This window comes from Novosphingobium sp. BAM6 (assembly GCF_057784955.1).
The window spans coordinates 1-21,484 of the sequence record NZ_JBYNTR010000005.1 but is presented as its reverse complement, the minus strand read 5'-3'; the positions used below and the strand labels follow the sequence as shown (position 1 = coordinate 21,484).

The 21,484-nt window shown below is 66.4% G+C and carries 15 protein-coding genes; 3 read left to right on the top strand and 12 right to left on the bottom strand.

Features of this window, described 5'->3' with window-relative positions:
* Window positions 1-30: 30 nt before the first annotated feature.
* From AC3EC3_RS14295 to AC3EC3_RS14255, 9 genes are all read right to left on the bottom strand, one after another.
* Window positions 31-1,410 carry an ATP-binding protein gene (locus AC3EC3_RS14295; protein WP_488490275.1) on the bottom strand — a complete coding sequence of 460 codons (1,380 nt, stop codon included), beginning with the start codon at window positions 1,408-1,410 and terminating at the stop codon, window positions 31-33.
* The gene (locus tag AC3EC3_RS14290) at window positions 1,404-2,192 is read right to left on the bottom strand and encodes a response regulator (protein ID WP_488490274.1); all 789 of its coding nucleotides are present in this window, start codon (window positions 2,190-2,192) and stop codon (window positions 1,404-1,406) included. Before AC3EC3_RS14290 ends, AC3EC3_RS14295 begins: the two co-directional genes overlap by 7 nt.
* Window positions 2,193-2,308: 116 nt before the next feature.
* Complete coding sequence (locus tag AC3EC3_RS14285) at window positions 2,309-2,578, bottom strand: EF-hand domain-containing protein (RefSeq protein WP_488490273.1); 270 nt, start codon at window positions 2,576-2,578, stop codon at window positions 2,309-2,311.
* A gap of 221 nt (window positions 2,579-2,799) precedes the next feature.
* The gene (gene adh, locus AC3EC3_RS14280; protein WP_488490272.1) at window positions 2,800-4,323 is read right to left on the bottom strand and encodes an aldehyde dehydrogenase; all 1,524 of its coding nucleotides are present in this window, start codon (window positions 4,321-4,323) and stop codon (window positions 2,800-2,802) included.
* Between the two features lie 189 nt (window positions 4,324-4,512).
* Complete coding sequence (locus AC3EC3_RS14275) at window positions 4,513-4,929, bottom strand: hypothetical protein (protein WP_488490271.1); 417 nt, start codon at window positions 4,927-4,929, stop codon at window positions 4,513-4,515.
* A 72-nt stretch (window positions 4,930-5,001) separates the two neighbouring features.
* A complete protein-coding gene (locus AC3EC3_RS14270; protein ID WP_488490270.1) occupies window positions 5,002-5,988 on the bottom strand; it encodes a helix-turn-helix domain-containing protein in 987 nt (328 codons plus the stop codon).
* A gap of 343 nt (window positions 5,989-6,331) precedes the next feature.
* Entirely contained in the window at window positions 6,332-8,341 is a 2,010-nt protein-coding gene (locus AC3EC3_RS14265; RefSeq protein WP_488490269.1) for an OPT family oligopeptide transporter, read from the bottom strand.
* A 202-nt stretch (window positions 8,342-8,543) separates the two neighbouring features.
* A complete protein-coding gene (locus AC3EC3_RS14260; RefSeq protein WP_488490411.1) occupies window positions 8,544-10,745 on the bottom strand; it encodes a S9 family peptidase in 2,202 nt (733 codons plus the stop codon).
* Window positions 10,746-10,941: 196 nt separating this feature from the next.
* Window positions 10,942-13,884, bottom strand: a complete 2,943-nt coding sequence (locus AC3EC3_RS14255) for a TonB-dependent receptor domain-containing protein (RefSeq protein WP_488490268.1) — start codon at window positions 13,882-13,884, stop codon at window positions 10,942-10,944.
* Window positions 13,885-14,196: 312 nt separating this feature from the next.
* Here AC3EC3_RS14255 and AC3EC3_RS14250 point away from each other — a divergent pair, with 312 nt between their 5' ends.
* A complete protein-coding gene (locus tag AC3EC3_RS14250; protein WP_488490267.1) occupies window positions 14,197-15,660 on the top strand; it encodes an MFS transporter in 1,464 nt (487 codons plus the stop codon).
* Window positions 15,657-16,676, top strand: coding sequence for a serine hydrolase domain-containing protein (locus AC3EC3_RS14245; RefSeq protein WP_488490266.1), 1,020 nt, complete (start codon window positions 15,657-15,659; stop codon window positions 16,674-16,676). Before AC3EC3_RS14250 ends, AC3EC3_RS14245 begins: the two co-directional genes overlap by 4 nt.
* Window positions 16,677-16,837: 161 nt before the next feature.
* On the opposite strand, the gene AC3EC3_RS14240 is transcribed toward AC3EC3_RS14245, so the two are convergent.
* On the bottom strand, window positions 16,838-17,173 hold the full coding sequence (locus tag AC3EC3_RS14240) for a hypothetical protein (protein WP_488490265.1): 336 nt from the start codon (window positions 17,171-17,173) through the stop codon (window positions 16,838-16,840).
* A gap of 59 nt (window positions 17,174-17,232) precedes the next feature.
* Window positions 17,233-19,347, bottom strand: coding sequence for a S9 family peptidase (locus AC3EC3_RS14235; protein ID WP_488490264.1), 2,115 nt, complete (start codon window positions 19,345-19,347; stop codon window positions 17,233-17,235).
* 109 nt (window positions 19,348-19,456) lie between these two features.
* Here AC3EC3_RS14235 and dacB point away from each other — a divergent pair, with 109 nt between their 5' ends.
* Window positions 19,457-20,950 carry a D-alanyl-D-alanine carboxypeptidase/D-alanyl-D-alanine endopeptidase gene (gene dacB, locus AC3EC3_RS14230; protein ID WP_488490263.1) on the top strand — a complete coding sequence of 498 codons (1,494 nt, stop codon included), beginning with the start codon at window positions 19,457-19,459 and terminating at the stop codon, window positions 20,948-20,950.
* Window positions 20,951-21,012: 62 nt separating this feature from the next.
* Here the strand turns inward: dacB and AC3EC3_RS14225 are convergent.
* The coding region (locus tag AC3EC3_RS14225; protein WP_488490262.1) for an IS3 family transposase at window positions 21,013-21,484 on the bottom strand (472 nt) is incomplete at its 5' end.

Here is a 21,484-nt window from a genome sequence, read left to right as displayed (position 1 = left end):
CAGGCAGCCAGGGCTGATTGTCGATCGCCCCTAGCCCGCCCGGCGCAGCCAGAGCGTAGCCCGCAAGCCGCCTTCGGGGCGATTGACCAGCGTGAGCGTGCCACCGAAACGATGCGCCAGTGCCTCGACGATCGAAAGGCCGAGTCCGACCCCACCGGTCGAGCGAGCGCGCGAGGTTTCCAGGCGCAGATACGGCTCGGTAAGACTGCCAAGTTGCGCCTCGGGCACGCCGGGGCCGCGATCGTCGATCACCACGGCCCAGCCCTCGTGCCCGTCCTCACCTGTCGCCTGCATGAGCGCGACATGCGCCTGCCCGCCACCATAGCGCATCGCGTTGTCGAGCACGTTGGCGAGCATGCGGTGCAGGGCCACGGCCGTCGCGCAAGCCTGCGCGCGTCGGGGAAGGCGGCCGAGCGTCACCGCCTCGCCGCTCTCGCGCCGCAGGCGAACGACGGTTTCCAACTCGCGCACCAGATCGACACGCGCGGCGCCATCGTCCGGCACCGCGCCACCCTCGCCTGCGCCCTGCTGCGCAAAGGTCAGCGTATCGTCGAGCAGCACGCGCATTTCGGCGAGGTCGGCGCGGGTGGCCTCGCGCTGATACTCGTCCTCGATGAAGTCGCTGCGCAGTTCCAGCCGGGTCAAGTAGGTGCGATAATCGTGAGCGACCGCAGCGATCATCCGGGTGCGCTCTTCGAGCAGCCGGTGCAGCCGCGCGCGCATCTCGTGAAAGGCGCGTCCCAGCTCGCGCAATTCGTCGGCGCCGCGCACCAGCAGGCCTTGCGCATCGTCGGCACGGACCGCGCGCACCAGACGCTCGACCGGAACTGTCGTCTGCGCGGCGAGCGCGAAGATCACCAGCACGTCGAGCACCAGCAAGCCCAGAACCAGCATCGGGAAATGGTTCACGAACGCCGCCATCCGCTTGACCGTGGTGCGCTGGATCTCCACCGCACCGCCACCGCGCAACGCCACCGCAACATGGATCGGCGCGGTCGAGAAACCGTTCTGGGTATCCAGCCAGCCATAGGCGATGCGCCCCTGCGCGCCGTAGCGGAACGCCCGTCCCGCCAGCGCTGCGGTATAACCGCGCACCTGCGGCGGCATAGGCTGGAGGCTGGCGGAAGGCGACGGCAGCGCGGCGATCAGACGAACATCCTGCCGGTCGTTATTGAGCGCGGCCACCACCTCGCCCCGCGCGGCGGGCGGCACCGTCTCCAGCGCATGGACGATGGCACTCACCCGCTCGACCGTGGGCACCAGATAGAGCGCATCGTCCTGCCGCTGGCCGGTCTCGACCACCGCCACCGTCAGCGCGCCGAGCAGCAGTGCGTGAAACACGACGATCGCGCCGATGCGCAGCCGCAGCCCTCCCCACAGGCGCCCTCCCCGAAGGCGGCTTTTCAGCATTTGCGGACCTGCGGCGCGAAGAGATAGCCGTCACCGCGCACGGTGCGGATCATCAGCGGTTCGCGCGGGTCTTCGCCCAACTTGCGGCGCAGGCGGCCGATCTGCACGTCGATTACCCGGTCCACCGGATTGGCGATGCCGCCCCGCGTCGCATCAATCAGCAGCTCGCGCGAGAGCACCTGCTGCGGATGGAGGACAAGGACGTGCAGCAGGTCGAACTCGCTGGTGGTGAGCGTGACCGGGTTCCCTTGCGGATCGGTGAGATCGCGCGCGCCGGGGCTGAGCCGCCAGCCGTTGAACGCGAACGCTTCCGGTTCGGACGAGAGCGCCGCACCGGCAGCCGCAGCAATGTCGCGCGTGCGGCGGATCACCGAGCGCACGCGGGCGAGCAGCTCGCGCGAGTTGAACGGCTTGGCGAGATAGTCGTCGGCGCCCAGTTCCAACCCGACGATACGGTCAATGGCATCGCTCTTGGCCGTCACGATCAGGATCGGCAGGCGCGGCCACTGAGCACGCAGGGTGCGACAGATGACAAGGCCGTCCTCGCCCGGCAGCATGAGGTCGAGGATCAGGCAATCGAGCCGCGCGAGAACGGCGGGGTCGCTGACCGGTGCGGAGGACGCGGCGGCGAGCACCTCGAAGCCCTCACGCTGCAACAGCGCGGCGACGAGTTCGCGAATGCCGGGATCATCCTCCACCACGGCGATGAAGCCGGCGCTGGAGGCGGCGCCGGACGCTGCATCGGTCGCTCTCAGGGGGCTTTGTGTCGGGTTGTGCTGCATCTGGGGGCTGTTCTACCCGCCTCGCCCCGGATGGCAAAGCGGCGCGCCGGTCCCGCGTCAGGAAGGGGGGAGCGGGACGGCGCGCCGACGGCCGGGATCGGGCGTGCTATGCGCGGTCAGTGGCCGAATTTCACCATCGCCGCCTGCATCTCGGCCAGCGTGATCGCCCCGTCATGATTGGCATCGATATAGTTGAAGCCGCGCTCGCGCCGTCCGGCGGCCTGCCATTCGGCGAGCGTGATCTTGCCGTCGTGGTTGGTGTCTGTGGCGTCGAACATCGCCTTCATCTTGTCGGCAGAAGCCTGCGCCATGGCAGGCGCCGCACCCAGCGAAAGGCCGGAAATCAGCGCCATACCGAGCACGACTGAGGTTTTACGAAGGGTCATCGCAGGGCATGTCCTTGTCTGCGGGACGCGTGATCGCATCCCCGGAATGCCCAACGAATAGCACCACCCCCACGATGAAGTTGGGGGGAGGTGTTCGGTTATGTAACAGATTGCGAACACACAAAGGACATCCGGCGCGGATGCCGCCTGAGCCGGGAGAGGCCGCAGCATCCGCGCCGGACCGGGAGCACCCGCGAAGGCGGCGCTCCCGAGGCGTAAGCTCAGAAGAAGCCGAGCTTCTTCGGGCTGTAGCTGACCAGCATGTTCTTGGTCTGCTGGTAGTGGTCGAGCATCATCTTGTGCGTCTCGCGCCCGATGCCGGACTGCTTGTAGCCACCGAACGCCGCGTGGGCGGGATAGGCGTGGTAGCAGTTGGTCCACACACGGCCCGCCTGGATCGCGCGACCGAAGCGGTAGCAGGTGTTCGCCTCACGGCTCCACACGCCCGCGCCAAGGCCGAAGGCGGTGTCGTTGGCGATGGCGAGCGCTTCGTCGGCATCCTTGAAGGTGGTGGTCGAGACCACCGGGCCGAAGATTTCCTCCTGGAAGATGCGCATCTTGTTGTGGCCCTTGAAGACCGTGGGCTGAATGTAGAAGCCGCCCGAAAGATCGCCTTCCAGCTTGGCTGCACCGCCGCCGATCAGCACCTCGGCGCCTTCCTCGCGGCCGATATCCATATAGCGCAGGATTTTCTCCTGCTGCTCCTGGCTGGCCTGCGCGCCCATCATCGTCTCGATATCGAGCGGGCTGCCCTGCCGGATCGCCGCCACACGCTTGAGCGCCTTGTCCATGAACTTGTCGTAGATCGATTCCTGAATCAGTGCGCGGCTGGGGCAGGTGCAGACCTCACCCTGATTGAGCGCGAACATCACGAAGCCTTCGACCGCCTTGTCGAAGAAATCGTCGTCGTCACGCGCCACGTCCTCGAAGAAGATGTTCGGGCTCTTGCCGCCCAGTTCCAGCGTGACCGGGATCAGATTCTCGCTGGCGTACTGCATGATCAGGCGCCCGGTCGAGGTCTCACCCGTAAAAGCGATCTTGGCGATGCGCTTGGACGAGGCGAGCGGCTTGCCCGCCTCCACGCCGAAGCCATTGACGATGTTGAGCACGCCGGCGGGCAGGATATCGGCGATGATTTCCATCAGCACCAGGATAGAGGCCGGGGTCTGCTCGGCGGGCTTGAGCACCACGCAGTTGCCCGCCGCGATCGCCGGGGCCAGCTTCCACGCCGCCATCAGGATCGGGAAGTTCCACGGGATGATCTGGCCGACCACGCCCAGCGGCTCGTGGAAGTGATAGCCGACGGTATCCTCGTCGATCTGCGAGATCGAGCCTTCCTGCGCGCGCACGCAGCCCGCGAAATAGCGGAAATGGTCGATGGCGAGCGGGATGTCGGCGGCCAGCGTCTCGCGGATCGGCTTGCCGTTGTCCCACGTCTCGGCGGTGGCGATCTTTCCGAGATTCTCCTCCATCCGGTCGGCGATGCGCGTCAGGATCAGCGCGCGGTCGGCGGGGGAACGCTTGCCCCAGGCGTCCTTGGCGGCGTGCGCGGCATCGAGCGCCAGCTCGATGTCGTCGGCGTCCGAACGGGCGACCTGACAGACCGGCAGGCCGGTGATCGGCGAGACGTTGTCGAAATAGCGACCGGCAACGGGGGCGACCCATTTGCCGCCGATGAAATTGTCATAGCTCCTGGCGAAAGGCGACTGCAGCGCGTGGCGGCGTTCAGCGACGATGGCGTCCATGGCGGGGGATTCCTCTCTAAGAATGCGGCGGCGCGTGTCACTCGCGCCTTGTCCGTGCCCTAAAGATGCGCCTGTTCGCCGGGGGATGCGAGAGGGGGGAGGCGCTCGTTTACGCGAAGTGTTCCAGCGGCGGGACAGGCGACAGGGCCGGGCCTGTTGCCGTATCCCTGTTGCCGCGCAACTGTACGATCAGCGGCAGGCAGGCCCGGAAGGCGTGTCGTAAGTGACACCACCGGTGGTCTCCCCCGCCGTCTCACCAAGGACTACGAAGAGCAGTCTATGCGGCTGCCCTTTGGGCGCGGCGAAGGCGAAAGTCCTGAAATGCGCGATCGGGGGATCGTGGCTGACAATCTCCTGCAAGCCCGCTCCGCGCCCTTCCCGCTCGTAGAACGATACCACCTGTTCTAGGGACGCGTGCGCGCTCAGATGATAGCGATGCCCGCAGGGCGCGTTGAAACTGCCTTCGGGGCGCATCTCGGCACCGGGATAGACTGCGCCGAGAGGCGGTGCAGCAGGTGCGGCAAGGCTGAGCGAAGGCGCCAAGACCATCGGCGCTACAATCAAACAGCCGACGACCAGCGCCATGCGAAAACGTCCATGAGCCATGACATCACTACTCCTGACGCGGGCAGGCTAACCCTTCGCGCGCCAGACGCAGAACGCCATGTGCAAGGGTGCTCAGTGCAGCTCGCCGCCCATGCCGACGCGGTCCATGCGGCGGTACATCGTCGAGCGGCCGATGCCGAGCAGGCGCGCGGCAGCCGCAACATTGCCGCCCGAGCGGGCAAGGGCGCGGCGCAGGGCGGCGCGTTCGGCTTCCTCGAAACCGCCCACGCTCTCGCGGTGCTCTCCTCCATCGAGCACGTCGGACAGCGGACGCGGCGCAAAGCTGGGCTCGCAGCCAAGGCCAAGGCGCTGGCGGGCGAGGCGCGTCGCGCCGATCACCAGATCGTCGCGGTCCACCGCCAGCAGCGCCGGACGCGAGCCGAGGCCCGAGCCTTCGCTGCCCGCCAGCACGATACGCGCGCCGGAAAACCTCTGGCGGAAGAACTCGCGCTCGATCGTGCGCGAGGCTTCCTGCACCAGCGCGGCAACCATCGCCGCCGTCGCATCACCGAGATCGGCGCGGCAGCTGGAAACGTCGAGCGCGGCGACGAGGCGCCCCTCGGGATCGAACACCGGGGCGTCCATGCAGGCAACGCCGATATTGCGGCTGGCGAAGTGCTCGTTGCGCAGCACCGTGACGGCGCGCTGCTCGACAAGGCAGGTGCCGATGCCGTTGGTGCCTTCTGCCGCCTCGCTCCACGCCGCGCCCGCGACGAGGCCGATCGATTCGAAAAGCTCGGTATCGCCGCTGCGCGAGCGCTGTTCGAGGATCACGCCTTCGGCATCGGAGAGCAGCACCGAGCACCCCGAAGCACCGACACTGCCGAACAGCGAATCGAGAACGGGGGACGCAACGCGCAGCAGCTCGCCATTGCGTTCGCGCAGCATGCCCAGGACATTGCCGCCCGCCCGCCGGTCCGCGCGGTCCTGCGCAGGGTCTAGGCCATGGTGGAGTGCCGAACGGCACCACGATGCGGCTAGCGCCGATTGCGCCGCCGCCTGTCCGGAATGCACCGCGCGCAGAACGCGCTCGTTATGGTCGTGTACGCTACCCGCCATCGTTCCTCTCCTTCGCCCGTCCTTATCGGACGGCACGGGGACATTGGGGCGATCCTAGCAGATCGGATCGCGTTCTCCGATGGAAAGTTTGGGAGGGCGCGGGACACACGCCAAGCCCCTGCCCTGCGGCAGGCTATCGAGGTGTCCCGGCAGCGGGACACCTCGGGATCAGTGCTTAGATAGCGTTTGAAAAATGCCTGTGCGGGCATTTTTAGGACGACACCGGCCGACGCCCCCACCCACCACCCGACGAGAGTATCCTAAACGGGTGGTGGGTGGGGGCGCCAAAAGCAAAAGGGGCCGGTGCCGCTAAATTCGCATTCCGCGAATTTCAAACGAACTCTTAGTCCGCCGTCACCAGCTTGCGGGTCCGCGCATAGAGCACCTGCAGCAGCGCGACGAACAGCACCACGCCGATCACCAGCGCCGGGGTCTCGAACCCGTCGCCCACGAGCGCGAGCGGGGCGTCCTTGCCGCTTACCGCGACGATGCCTGCAAAGCCGACACCCCACAGGCTCTCGCCTACGATCAGGCCGGTGGCGGTCAGCACGCCCATGCGGTGCGCGAATTCGGGATCGCGTTGGCGACCGGCCCAGCGGTCGTAGAACGTGCCGAGGATCGAGCCGATCACCGTCGGCAGGATCAGGCTCATCGGCAGATAGATGCCCATGCCCACGGCCAGCGGCGGCAGGCGCAGGCGCTTGAACACGCCCAGCCCTTCGTCGAGCACGATGAAGGCCACGCCTGCCAGCGCGCCCCAGCCGATCATCGCGGTGTTCAGGTTGCCGCCGAGAACGCCCTTGGCCAGTGCCGAGATCAGCGCCGCCTGCGGGGCGGGCAGCGCATTGGGTCCGGCACCGGGCACGCCCTGAAAGCCGAACGCGGTGTTGAGCAGGTCCAGCACCGGCGGGATCACCAGCGAGCCGAACACCACGCCGATCACCAGCGCGACCTGCTGCTTCCACGGCGTCGCGCCGATCAGCTGGCCGGTCTTGAGGTCCTGCAGGTTGTCGTTCGAGATCGTCGCGACGCCAAAGACGATGCCGGTGACGATCAGCGCATAAGCGACGAGCGCGGCAGTCACATCCGGCGTTTGCTCACGGCCGAACAGGCCCGCCAGCATCAGCGCGGCAGCCACCACCGAGAGGATGCCGATGCCCGAAACCGGCGAGTTGGAGGCACCGATCAGGCCTGCCATGTAACCGCAGACCGCCGCGATCAGCAGGCCGATCACCAGCACGAAGACCAGCGCGCCTACGATCAGCAGCATTTCCGAACCCGCCAGCGGACCGTGGCCGACAACGCTCCACAGCAGGTAGGCGATCGGGATCAGCGTGGCCAGCGTGCCGAACAGCACCCAGGCGATCGGCATGTCCTGCTCTTCGATGGCCAGCGCCTCGCCCGCGTGCCGCGCGCGGCTGGCGGCCATGGCGGAGCGCACGCCGCCCACCACGGGGCCCGCAATCTTCAGCAGCGTCCAGATCGCGGCGACGCCGATCACGCCCGCGCCGAAGAAGCGCACGTCCTTGGAGAAGATGGCCGAGGCCCAGTCGGACACGTCGCCCGCCATCGGGTGCATCGCGGTCAGCATCGGCAGCAGCACGAACCAGCCGGTGGCAAGGCCGACCAGCATCGCCATGCCGACAGACAGGCCGACAAGGTGCCCGACGCCGAGCAGCGCCATGGAAAGGCTGCCCGAAACGCCGGTCGCGCCCGAACCTGCGCGGAACCACGTTCCGGCTTCGGAAACGGCGAGCCTGGTCTGGGTCAGGATTGCAAAGCCCATCGAGGCGAGCGAGTTCCACACCAGCACCGACAGGCCCTTTGCGCTCTCCGCCGCGCCTTCGCGCGAGCCGGAGCCGACGCGCAGCACTTCGGCCGCCGCATGGCCTTCGGGGTAGGGCAGCGGGGTATCGACCACCAGCGCGCGACGCAGCGGGACCGAGAACAGCACGCCCAGAATCCCGCCGGTGCCGGTGATCGCCGCCGTGGTCCAGTAGGGGAAGCCCTGCCAGTAGCCGATCATGACAAGACCCGGCAGCACGAAAATGATCGCCGCCAGCGTGCCCGCCGCGCTCGCCACGGTCTGGACGATGTTGTTCTCGAAGATCGTCGAGTCCTTGAACCCGCGCAGGATCGCCATCGAGATGACGGCGGCGGGGATCGAGGTGGCGAAAGTCAGGCCGACCTTGAGGCCAAGATAGACGTTAGCAGCCGTGAACAGCAGGGTGATGATCCCGCCCAGCAACACGCCGCGCAGCGTCAGTTCCCGCAAGCCTGCCACGCGCCCGGTCACGCTCGCCGCCGTGCCACTGGCCGCTCCACCCGTCGAAGCCCCCGCCTCACCTGTCATGTCTGTCCTGCCCTCTGCAGCCTTGCCGTATATTGGCCTGCGTCATGGCACGCCCTGCCGATCAACGCCAAGGGTTATTGCCGATGGGCGTTCGGATCGTTCCCGGCAGCGAAACGAAATTATCCACGCCGCCGGGCCGAACATGGAAAAAGGGGAGCCGCAGCCCCCCTTCCCCTTTGGTCAGTCCGACGATCCGCACCGCTTACTTCGGCGGCACGATCCCGTGACGATCGAGGAAGTTGAAGATCGTGTTCCACACATGCGGGCTGATCTTCGGCCCGCGCACCGCGTGGGTCTTGCCGGGGTAGAGCATCATCTCGAAGGGACGCTCATTCTCCTGCATCGCGGCGATCAATTCGGTGCTGTTCTCGAACACCACGTTGTCGTCCGACATGCCGTGGAGCAGCAGCAGCGGGTCGCTGATCTTCATGGCATCGGCGATGGCATCGGCCTTCCTGTAGGCTTCCGGGTCCTTGTTCGGATCGCCCATGTAGCGCTCGGTATAGTGGGTGTCGTAAAGCTCCCACTTGGTCACAGGCGCGCCCGAGATGCCCGCTGCATAGAGCCCCTGATCGGCCTCCAGCATCTTGAGCGTCATGTAGCCGCCGTAGGACCATCCGTATATCGCGATCTTGTTCGGATCGACAAAGTCCAGCGTCTTGAGGTACTTGGCACCCGCGCGCTGGTCGGCCACTTCGGCCTCCCCCAGATTGTGCCAGATCGCGCTTTCGAAGGCGACGCCGCGATTGTCGCTGCCGCGGTTGTCGATCTCGAAGTAGATGTAGCCCTTCTCGACGATGGCCTGCGAAAGTCCGCCGTTCCAGCCGCGCGTGACGGTCTGCACGTGGGGGCCGCCGTAGTGCTCGAAGAACACCGGATAGCGCTTGCCCGGCTGCATGTTGGCAGGCTTGATCATCTTCCAGTGCAGCACCGTACCGTCATCGCCCGTGATCGTGCCGAACACCGGTTCCTGATGATCGGCGATATAGGGCGCGTAAGGGTGCGAGCCGTCGACCTTGTTCTCTTCCACCCAGGCGAGGCGCTTGCCGTCTTCGTCCGCGATATAGCTCTGCGGCGGCTGCGATACCGAGGAGCGACCGATCACCAGCGTGCGCCCGTCCTTGCTGGCACTGGCGCCGTTATCGAACGTCAGGTCGGTGAGTCGCTCCGGCTTCGCGCCCTTCTTGAGATAATCGAGGGCATAGACCTGCGAGGCGAGCACGTCGTCCTTGTTGGCGGTGAAGAACAGGCGGCCCTTCGTCTCGTCCACGCCGACCAGACCGCTGACCGCCCAGTCGCCCGAGGTGAGCTGCGTGAACTTGCCGTTGGCGAAGTGATAGAGATGGCCAAAGCCCGAACGCTCGGACCACCAGATCAGGCTGCCGTCCTTCAGGAAGCGGTAGTTGTCCGAGAGGTTGATCCAGCTCTTTTCGCGCGACGTCTCGGTGAACAGCACCCTGGCCTTGCCGGTCAACGGGTCGACCGCCAGTATGTCCAGCTTCGTCTGCTCGCGGTTCTCGCGCTGGACGTAGAGCGTCCTGCCGTCCTTCGACCAGTTCACGCGGGCAAGGTAGATGTCGGGATCGGCGCCCATGTCCACCTGCACGCGGCCCGAACCATCCGGCTTCATCACCCACAGCGAGACGACGACGTTGGGCGTGCCCGCCGCCGGATAGCGCTGTTCGTAAGTCTTGGTGCCGCTGGCGCCGATCGCCGCGCGGGTGACGATCTTGACCGGCGCCTCGTCGTAGCGCTCGACCGCGATGCGGCTTTCGTCGGGTGCCCACCAGTACCCGGTCAGCCGATCCATTTCCTCCTGCGCAACGAATTCGGCCTCGCCCCAGTGGACGGTTTTCGCGGTTTCTTCGGGCGAGATCGGGCCTTGTGCGTTCTCGCTGGGCTTGCCCACCCACAGGCGCTGGTCGCGCACGAACGAGACATAGGTGCCCCTGGGGCTGAGCACGGCGTTGAGTTCGTCGTCCTTGGAATTGGTCAGCCGCGTGACCGAGCCATCCAGCCCGGCAAGGTAGAGATCGCCGTCGAGCGGCACGAGGATCGACTTGCCGTCCTCGTTCCAGTCATAGCTGACGATGCCCTTGAGATCGCCGATGCGCAGGCGCTCGCGCTGCATCTTCTCGGCCTCGCTCAGCTCGCGATTGGAGCCGAGCTTGAGCGAATCGACCAGCATGCGCCACTGGCCGGTCTCGCGATCATAGCCCCACAGGTCATAGCGCTGGCGATCGTCGGTACGGTTGCGCAGCAGCGTGAGATAGCGCCCATCGGGCGAAATCTTCACCCCACGCGGCTGCGGCCCATCGAGCGAAGGGCTGGCGAAGACGCGCTCGAACGTCAGTGGTTGGGAGGGAACGCCGGGTGCTGCGGGGCTCGCAGCCATCGCCGACATGGCGGGTAGGACGGCGCAGGCGGCCGCCAGAAGCATCGGAAGCTTTGTCATTGCAGGCAGCTAAGCACAAAGATTGCAGCCACTCCAGCCATCTGCGCACAACACCGTTCCACCGCATGGAAAACCCGTAAAAAAGAGCCCGACCTGCGCGCGAGGCGCAGACCGGGCAGTCAGGGTTAACTTGTGAGGCAGCGGCTTACAGCGTCACGCTGGCCGTGATATTGAACGAGCGACCACGCGGGTCCGCCACGCGCGGCTCCCAGTCGCTACCGCTGCCGTAGTTGCTGTCATACGAGATCGCGAACGGCGGATCCGTGTTGAACAGGTTGGTGATGCCCGCCGTCAGACGCAGGTGATCGATCCCGGTGTAGCTGGCCGAGAGGTTGTAGAGGATATAGGGCTTCACGTTCGTCACGTCGCAGCACGGATCGAACGTGCCCGCCGCCACGCCCGGCAGCACCTGGTTCTTGTAGCCCGAACGGAAGATCTGCGTCAGCGTGACCGACCAGTCCGAGGTCGAATAGCTGACATAGGCGTTGTGCTTCCAGCGCAGGCCCAGATCGTCAGCCAGCGAATAGACGCCCAGTTCGTTGATTGAGGCGGAACCGGCAGCGACCTGCTCCTTCTTTTCCAGCAACCAGGTGCCATCGAGGCCGACATCCACCTGCCCGTGCTTGCCGATCGGCCAGGCGCCGTGGAAGGTGAAGTCGATGCCCTGCGTGGTGGTGCCGCCCGTGTTCACATAAGTATCATCGACCAGCGTCAGGTTGCCGTTCGCGTCGTAGTGGAACTGGTCCTTGAACAGGTCGTAGTTGGTGAACAGGTACTGGAGCGCCAGCGTCTGGATCGTGTTCTTGCGCTTGATCAGCCACCAGTCGGCCGAGAACGAAATATTGTTCGCCGGCTGGATCACCACGCCCGCGCCCCATTCGTCCGCCGTCTCCGGCCCAAGATCGGTACGGCCGCCGTACTTGACCGAGAAGGTGTTACCGTTGGTGCTCGACAGCGCCGGGCATCCCGCCGCCACGTTGACTACACCGCCCGGGCACTTGCTGGGATCGGCATAGTCGGCGCCGGTATAGACGCTTTCATACGAGGCGTTGAACAGCTGGTTGAACGAGGGCACGCGGAACGCCGTGCTGTAAGACGCGCGGAACATGATCGGCTGCCACGGGCGGTACTTGATCGAGACCTTGGGATTGGTGGTGGTGCCAAAGCCCGAATAGTCGTCGATACGGCCTGCCGCGTCGACTTCCATACCCTTGATGATCGGGATCAGGACTTCAGCATAGGCTGCCTTCACCGTGCGATGCACGCCGTCGAGCGCGTTGCCGTTGTCGAACGGGGCGGAATAGATCGTGTCCTGATCGACGCGGGTATCGCCGGTGAACTCGTACCCTTCGCGCCGCCAGTCGAGGCCGACTGCGGCCTTCACTGTGCCTGCCGGAAGATCGAACAGCGAACCGGTGACGGAGGCGCTACCGTTCCACACCGAATACTTGCCGTTATACAGCGAAACGCCCGCCGCCGAAGCGGACTGCAACGCCGCCATGCCTGCGGCGGACTGCGTTTCGCCCGCGAACAGGAACGGATCGACATAACCCGAGTTCAGCGCGCTCACGAGCTTGTCGGTATAGTAATAGCCTTGCCCCAGCACCGAGCCGGACTTGCTCTGGGTGTACAGGCCGCTGACATCGTAGGTCCAGTCACCGAACATCGGACCGGTCAGGTCCGCCGCGACGCGGAAGGTGGTGGTCTTCGTCTTGATCTCACGCTCGCCGCATTCCATGCAGCGCCAGCGATAGGAAAAACCCTGCCCATAGGTGAACGGCACGGTCTGTCCCTGCGAGGCGTAGTAGTTCGAGAGGATATCGTAGATTTCGTTGTACTTCGCGTCGTTCACGCCGGGGACCAGCTTGTACGAATAGTTCTGCGTGGTGGTGTTCGGCGTCACCTGGATCTGCGAGAAGCGCTTGTCCGCCTTGGCCGAAGACCCGGTGAACTCCACCGACAGTTCGTGATCGCCAAAGCGCTTGGTCGCCTTGGTGTAGTAGGTCAGCGTCTTTTGCTGCTGTTGCAGATAGACGCTGCGACCCGTGTCGTAGGTACAGGCCAGACCGTTGCCCGGCGCGCCCCAGACATCGGTATCGTAATCGCCCTGCAAGGCCACGGAATCGCAGCCCGCCTGTCCGGGCAGGCGCAGGATGTTGACGCCGCCGGTCGCCAGCTGGGTGGTGCCGTCGACATAAGGCGTCGCCGCACTGCTGGCGATCGCGGTGCCTGCCAACGGCACGATGGTCGCGAACGGGGTTCCGCGCGTGTCGACGCCAAGGCCCTTGTCGTGCTGGAAGGTGTTCACGAAGCTGCGCTGGCTGGCCTTCAGCGCGCCGCGGTAGTTGTAGCTGACCGAGCCCATGATGTTGAAGCCCTGATCGTCCAGCTTGCCGTAGCCCGCCGTTGCCGAGATCTGGTAGATCGGCGCATCGCCATACTGGGTGATGTTGTTCGAGCCCGTCACGTCAAGCCCGGTGAAGTCCTTCTTGGTGATGAAGTTGATGACGCCGCCGACCGCATCGGTGCCGTAGATCGCCGAGGCGCCGTCCTTCAGCACTTCGACGCGCTCGATCGCCGCGAAGGGGATCTGGTTGACGTCCACCGCGCCACCAGTCAGGCCGTGGGCTGCCACGCGCTTGCCGTTCAGCAGGATCAGCGTCGCGCCCGAACCCTGCCCGCGCAGGTTGGCGGAGGACGCGCCGTTGTTGCCGCGCCGGGTGGCGTCGGTGACGTCGGAGTTGCTCGCCAGATTGTCCGCACCCGTGCCGTTGCTGGTCAGGAACGAGAGCATCTGCTCGGCGCTGGTGATCGCGTTGCGCTGGAAGGTCTCGGTCGTCAGGATCTGCAACGGCAGCGCACTGTCGTTCGGGTCCTGCTTGATGCGCGAACCGGTGACGACGATCGGCTCGCCATCCTTGGCAACGACCGCGCCGGTCGGGGTCTCCGCATCTGTCGTGGGCTGGGCGATCGAGCTGTCATCGCCGGTCGCGCTCTGCTGCGCCACGGCAACCCCCGGAAACGCCGAAACCACCATGATTGCACTGGTGCAGACAAGCCCCGCGCGAATACCCCTGTTCCACCTCATGTACCTGAACCCCCATTTGTCCTGATAGCGCCATAGAAATGCAATTTTGCTGCAATGCGCCATACAAAACTTTGCGAAACCCATAACTGGATGGAATTACCCACTGGTTTTTCGCGTTTTTCCGATACTTTGCTGCAAAACGCAGGGCTTGACCGCAACAGGAAACAGGGCCGAGGCTGCGACAAAGCGTTGCAGCGTCCATCCGGCGGGGGTGGCGATCACAGAAAGCCCACAAGAATGTCGCCGCTACCGAATCCGAACAGCAACGATTCCCCACCTGAATCAGGCCCCCGCATCCTCCCGATCCGGCGCATGGCCCTCTACCTGCTGCTCGGCTTTTCGGCGGGTCTGCCGTTCTACATGTTCAACGCGGTGCTTACGCTGCGGCTCGCCCGCCACGGCGTGGACATCGCGATCATCGGCTTCTTCGCGTGGGTGGCGCTGCTGCCGACCTTCAAGTTCCTGTGGGCGCCCCTGCTGGAGCGCTTCGACGCGCCGGGGTTCAGCCGTTTCTGGGGCAGACGGCGCGGCTGGATCATGCTGGCGCAGATGGGCATCTTCACCGCGATGGCGGCGATGGCCTTCACCTCGAACGACCACAGCCTGCCGCTGACCGCCCTGTTCGCGCTGCTGCTGGCATTCTGGACGACCACGCTGGAGATCGCCGCGGACGGCTGGCGCATCGAACTTGCGCCCAGTCAGGCAGAGCAAGGCCCGATCGTCGCGGCGAACCTGTGGGGCTATCGCAGCGCAATGGTCGCGGCGGGCAGCGGCGCGGTGCTGGTCGCCGCCAAGGCCGACTGGACATGGGCCTATCTGGTGATCGCCGCCGCCGCCTTCGTGCCCTTCCCGATACTCGCGGCGATGCGCGGGGAGGCCGATGCGCGCGCCTCGCGCTGGGGCGCACTGGCCACGGGCATTCTCACAGGCGCCGCGATCCTGATCGCCGCGACCGCGATCACCGCCGCGCTCGGCTGGCTGGCGCTCGTCGCCGCACAAGCCGCCGGGATTTCGGCACAGTCCAACATCACGCCGGTCGTTCTGGCGATCTGCCTGTTGCCCTTCGTGGCGCTGGCCCTGTGGCTGCCGCGCATCCGCCGCATGGGGCCGGACACGCCCGCGCGCCGCTCGCCCGCCATCGGACCCTATGTGGATCTGTTCTGGCGCTACGGCTTTGCGACGCTGCCGGTGCTGATCTTCGTCTCGTTCTATCGCATGGGCGATGTGCTGACGCTGACGCTTTCGCACCCCTTGTGGAACGCGCGCGGCTATAGTCTGGAGGCGATCAGCATGGCCGATGGCGCGGTCGCGCTGTTCGCCAGCATGGCGGGCGTCGCCATCGGCGGGTGGATCGCCGCGCGCTGGCGCATGGGCTGGGCGCTGGTGGTGGGCGCGCTGGCCTCGGCGATCGGCAACTGGGTCTTCGCGTGGCTATGGGATACGCCGCTCGCGGACGGATCGCTGTACCTTGCCGCCGGGATCGACCAGTTCGGCCACGGCCTCGCCGGTGCCGTCTTCGTGGTCTACCTCTCGATGCTGGTGAACCCGCGCTATCCGGCGGCGCAATATGCCTTCCTTTCGGGCTTCGCCTTCCTGCTGCCGCGCCTTGTCGCAGGCGCTTCGGGGACGATCCAGAAAGTGATCGGCTACGACGGGTTCTTCGTGATGTCCGGCGCGCTCAGCCTTGCGGCGGTCATCCTGCTGCCCGTGGTGCTGCGCGCCCGCTCAAGACCTTCCGACCAACCGGAAGCCGAAGAACCGGAACTTGCCGCATGATAGAAACTATCGCTCAAGCCGCCTTCGCCCCCGCCGCCGCGATGATCGCCGCAGGGCGCATCCCCGGCGCCACGCTGGGCATCGTTCACGCCGACGGGCGCCGCGCGACCGTCACGCAAGGGCTCGCCGCGCGCGTGCCCGAACCCGAGGCTCTCACGCCCGAGCACTGGTTCGATCTCGCCTCGGTCTCCAAGGTCATCGCCACCACCACGATGGTGCTCACCCTTGCCGATCAGGGCCTCCTCGATCTCGACCGCCCGCTGACCGACGCAATCCCGGACCTGCGCCAGTACGACATCGCCAACGCGCCCGAACGCCGCCTGACCTTTCGCGACTGTCTGGCCCACCGCACCTTCCTGCCTGCGGTCGAGCCGGTGTACACCTACGGCGACGATCCCGGCACCTTGCGCGCCTTCGTGCTCCAGCGCGAATGGAAACACGGGCCGAAGGTCTATTCGGACATCAACTTCATCCTGCTGGGCATCGCCATCGAGCGGATCACCGGCACGTCGCTGGCCGACTGGCCGCTGGGACAAGGCCTGTCCTACGGCCCGCCGCCCGGCCCGGCGGTCGCCACCGAGCACTGTCCGTGGCGCGGCCGTGTGCTGAAAGGCGAAGTGCATGACGAGAACTGTTTCGCGATGGGCGGCGCGACCGGCCATGCGGGGCTGTTCGGCACCGTGGCGGGCGTGCTCGACTTCGCGCAAGGGTTGCTCGACGGCAGCGGCGCCTCGCCCGCGATGCTCGCCGCCATCCGCGCGCGCTGCGAAGGCCACCGCACCTGCGGCTGGGAGCGCCGGTTCGAGGGCTGGTCCGGCGGCATGGCCTGCTCGGACGAGACCATCGGCCACACCGGCTTCACCGGCACCGGCCTGTGGGTGGACTTCGCGCGCGGCCTCGCCTGGACGCTCCTGACCAACCGCGTCCACCCCACCCGCCATGCCGACAGCGGCATCTTCGAGCTTCGCCCCGCAACCGGCGACGCGTTGATCGCGGCATGGGACAGGATGGGATAAGAGGGAATCACTTCCACCTTCGTCATTCCCGCGCAGGCGGGAAATCAGTGTCCGCGTATGATCGAGGCGGTCCGCAATGAAAAAGTAGAAGCTGGATTCCCGTCTGCGCGGGAATGACGAAAGTTAGGGGCCTGATTACCCCAAACCGGATCAGCCGCCCCTTACACCCCCAGCCGCGCCAGCCAGGCCTGCGCCTGTTTCGGCTCGCCCACCGCGTCGGACTTGACCGGGCCGCGGGCGGCGAGGAAGTCGCGGTGGAGGTCGAAGGGCTCCATCGCCAGCGTCTCGCGCGCATCGTCGATGGCGTCGGCCAGATCCTGCAGCGCCTCGATCACCGGGGCGGTCGCCTTGCGACTGGCCTTGTCGCCGTTGTGGTCGAACAGGCCCCACTTGCCCGCCGCCGTCACCCGCAGCGCGGCGATCAGCGCCTCGCGGTATTCTGCCTCCATGTCGAGGCGACGTTCGTCGAGGCGCGCAAGGCGGTCTATCTTGGCCATGCCCTGCGCCTTATCGCGAGAGCATCGCCCCGGCAACGACGACGATCAGGCGCAACCGGCTATTTCGCAGGGGGCATCAGTTGCCGGGTGAGGAAATCGTCGGTCGCACGATAGCTCGCCAGCCAGTCGCCATGGCGCAGGAAGCCATGGCGCTCGTTGGGAAAGACGAGATCCTCGTACGGCACCTGCCGCGCGGTCAGTTCGCGGGCGAGCAGGACCGACTGGCTGAAATCGACATTGTGATCATCGTCGCCATGGATGATCAACACCGGCGAGCGCCACTGGTCGAGCGAACCGAAGGGCGAACTACTCCACTGGAGATCGTGTGCCCTGGCCTGATCGCCGGGCGCCAGACTGTCGGGCACGGGCCGCAGCATCGTGTGGACGCCGTGGAAGTCCACCCCCGCCGCGAACAGGTCACTGTTGCGTGCCAGCGCCAGCGCGGTGAGATAGCCGCCCCAGCTTCCGCCCCAGATGCCGATACGCTTCGCATCAATGTCGGCCCGCGCGGCCAGCCATTTGCCGCCCGCCAGTACGTCGCGATATTCGCTGGCGCCGTCGCGGGCGATGCCGGGCGCGTCGCGAAACGCGGTGCCGTAGCCAATGCCGCTGCGATAGTTCACCGACAGCACGGTAAAGCCCTTGTCCGCCAGATGCTGGTTCATCGCATAGGCGTTCGAGTAGTAGTCCATGGCATTGAAGCCGAGCAGCATCTGGCGCGAAGGCCCGCCGTGAACGAAGACCAGCGCGGGATGCGGCCCTGCGCCCTTGCCGGGAAACAGCTGCGCGTGGACCAGCACGCCATCGGCGGCGCGATACGTGACCGGCTGCAGTGCGACCACGCCCTCCAGCGTATCGACCGGGCCGAGCGTCTTTTCGTGCCCCTCGCTCGCCAGCACGACATGGGCAGGTCGCGCGACATCGGTGGCAATCACCGCCACCGACGCGCCGCCGAGCGCGGGATAGCTCTCGATCCCGCTATCGTCGGTCACGCGCTGCGGGGGGCCGCCTTCGGGACCGACGCGCCAGAGCGCATGCATGTCCGGCTGGCTGACATTGCCGACGAACAGCAGCGAGCGCTTGTCAGGCGCGAGCAGGAACGTTTCCACTTCGAACTGGCCCGCAGTAAGTGCCTGCGCGTCTGCGCCGGCGCGCTTCAGGTCCAGCGCATAGACGTGGCGCCAGCCCTCGCGCTCCCATGGGAACAGCAGGCGGTTGTCGGCGGTCCACCACAGGTTCTGCTGGCGCGTGCCCGCATAATGCCCGCCCGGCCCGGTGGGCGCGCGCCAGACGGTGCGGGTTGCGCCGCTCGCCACATCCGCGACCTCTATCGACCAGTACGAGGCGCCCTTGTGATCCCCCCCCACAGGCGGATCGACGAAGCGGATGAAGGCCACCCGCGAGCCATCGGGCGAGAATGTCGGGTCGGTGGCGTAGGCCAGCCCCGGCGCAAGATAGCGTACCTGCTTGCCGCCCAGCGCGAACAGCGCGGTGAAGGCATGGTCGCCACGGTTGTCGGTGAACAGCAGCGTGCGACTGTCCGGCGAGAACTGGAGATTGCCGACGCTCCCCTCCAGCGTGACGATCCGTTCTGCCTTGCCGCTACCCGCCTTCAACAGCCAGATTTCGTGATGATGGACAAAGGCCAGCGCGCCGTCGGCGGCGAAGACCGCATCGTGCCCCTCACCCACCAGCCTGGGCTTGCCGCCCTTGGCATCGACCACGAACAGCGCCTGTTTCGGAGGCTCCGCGCCATGATCGGCGTTGGGGATCGCGCCATCGGGAAACTCGGCATCGCCGCCGCGCGTGAAGGCGATCCGCCGTCCGTCGCGACTGCGCGCGAGGCCGTAGATCTCGATCCCGTCGTCTGCCGTGAAGTGCGTCACCACGTGGGGCACCTCGCCCTCGCCGCCGATCCAGACATTGCGCACGCCCGCCACATCCTCGACCCAGGCGAAGCGCGGAGCCTCGCTCGCACCGACCAGACCGCTGGCAAACGGCATCGACAGCGCCGCATCGATATCGCCGACCGGCGCGGCGTGGCCGGGCTGCGGCAGCATCGCCATCGCCAGCGCGAACGCAAGACTGAAAAGGGCGGGCAGGCGGGGGGAGATGCGGCAGGTCATGTCCTTGGTGTGACGCGCCTGTTGCAGCGCGGCAAGCGCCGATCGCACCGGTCATGCCCGCAGGTTATGTCCGGTCCAAGTCTCTGTATGCGCGATGTTGCACGCCAATCGCACGACAGGCGTTGCAACCCGCCGCGCGGTGCCTAGGGTAAGACCGATGCCCGCCCTGATCCCGACGCTCCGCACGCTCTCCCCGCTCCTGCTGCTCGCCCTGCCGCACCCTGCGCTGGCGAATATAGCAGCAGATGCAGCCTCGGACGCGCTCACGAAAACCGTCACCGCGATCCTGGCCGAAGCAGGCCCCGGCACGCGCTTCGGCATGGTGGTGGCGGACGATCAGGGGCACGAGCTGCTCGCGATAGACCCGGAGGGGCGCTACATGCCCGCCTCCAATACCAAGATCTACACGACCTCGGCCGCCTATTACGCGACCGGCGGCACGCTGGCGCTGCCCGGCGGCGGCGCGGCGGTGCGGCTGGAGAAGCAGGGCAGGCACGACGACGTGGTGCTGGTCGGCAATGGCGATGCGCGCCTCTCCAGCGCCGACGACTGCAAGGCCGATTGCCTGTCCACGCTCGCCGATGCCGTCGCAGCGAAGACCCGCCGCGTGCGCGACGTGATCGGCGACGATACGCTGTTTCCCGACCAGCGCTGGAGCCCCGGCATGAGCTGGAACAACGTTTCCGGGCCTTACGGCACCGGCATTTCCGCGCTGACGCTCGACGACAACGAACTGCTCGCCACGATCCGCCCCGGTGCGGTGGGCCTCCCGCCGCAGGTCAGCGCCGACTACTACACCGTGCGCAACGAGGCGCAGACGCTGCCCGGCACCGCGAACAACCTGATCGTCGACCGCCTGCCCGGCTCGCGCGAGTTGCTCGTCAGCGGCACGCTGGGCGTCGATGCGGGCGAGCACCGGCTGCGGCTGGGCATCGACGATCCCGCCGACCATGCCGCCTGGCGTCTGGCGCAGATGCTGCGCGATCGCGGCGTCGAGGTGAGCGGCACGGTGCGCGTGCGCCACCGCCTGCTCCAGCCCAGCGACGATCCTACCTTGCGCGGCCTCACGCCGATAACGCGCCCCGCCGCCCTGCCTGTGCTGGCGCAAGTGCAGGAAGGCCCGGTTGCCGACGACGTTGTGACGACCAACAAGACCAGCCAGAACCTTCACGCCGAACTGATCCTGCGCCGCACCGCGCTGCTTCACGGCAACGGCTCGATCGCCGATGGGCAGGCCGAAGTACGCACTATGCTGACGGCGGCGGGCGTCACCGATGCCGAGGCGAGCTTTGCCGACGGCTCGGGCATGTCCTCCTACAACCGCGTCGCCCCGCGCGGCACCGTGAAGCTGCTCGAATGGATCGCCCGCCAGCCATGGGGCGCGAACTGGCGCGCCAGCCTGCCGGTCGGCGGTGTCGACGGCACCCTGCGCCGCCGCTTCGCCAACATCGCGCTGCCCAACATGGCTCTACAGGGGCGCATCGACGCCAAGACCGGAACGCTCGCAGGCACGCACGCGCTCGCAGGCTACGTCACCGCCGCCAGCGGTCACACGCTGACCTTCGCGATCTACGCCAACGACGTGCCCGACGGCCTCGCCGCCACACCCCTGATGGACCGCGCGATCGCAGCGGTCGCGGCGGCGGAGTGACCGTTATCGATTATTCACCGCATTGAACCGCACCGGGATTGCCGGAGGCCAGTTTTCTTAAATTAGGCAGCCAGTGGGACGTCGTCCAGCATAGCGTAGTAGCGTTGCTCGGCTTCGACGGGAGGAATGTTTCCGATCGGCTCCAGCAGGCGCCTGTTGTTGAACCAATCGACCCATTCCAAGGTAGCGTATTCGACGGCTTCGAATGAGCGCCAAGGGCCTCGACGGTGGATCACCTCAGCCTTGTAAAGACCGTTGATCGTCTCGGCTAAAGCGTTGTCGTAGCTGTCGCCGACGCTGCCGACGGATGGCTCGATGCCGGCTTCCGCGAGACGTTCGGTGTACTTGATGGACACGTATTGCGAACCGCGGTCGCTATGATGGACCAGGCCGCCGCGATGAACAGGCCGTCGGTCGTGGATAGCCTGCTCAAGCGCATCCAGCACGAAGCTGGCGTGTGCTGTCCGGCTGACACGCCAGCCCACGATATAGCGAGCGTAGACGTCGATCACGAAGGCGACGTAGACGAACCCC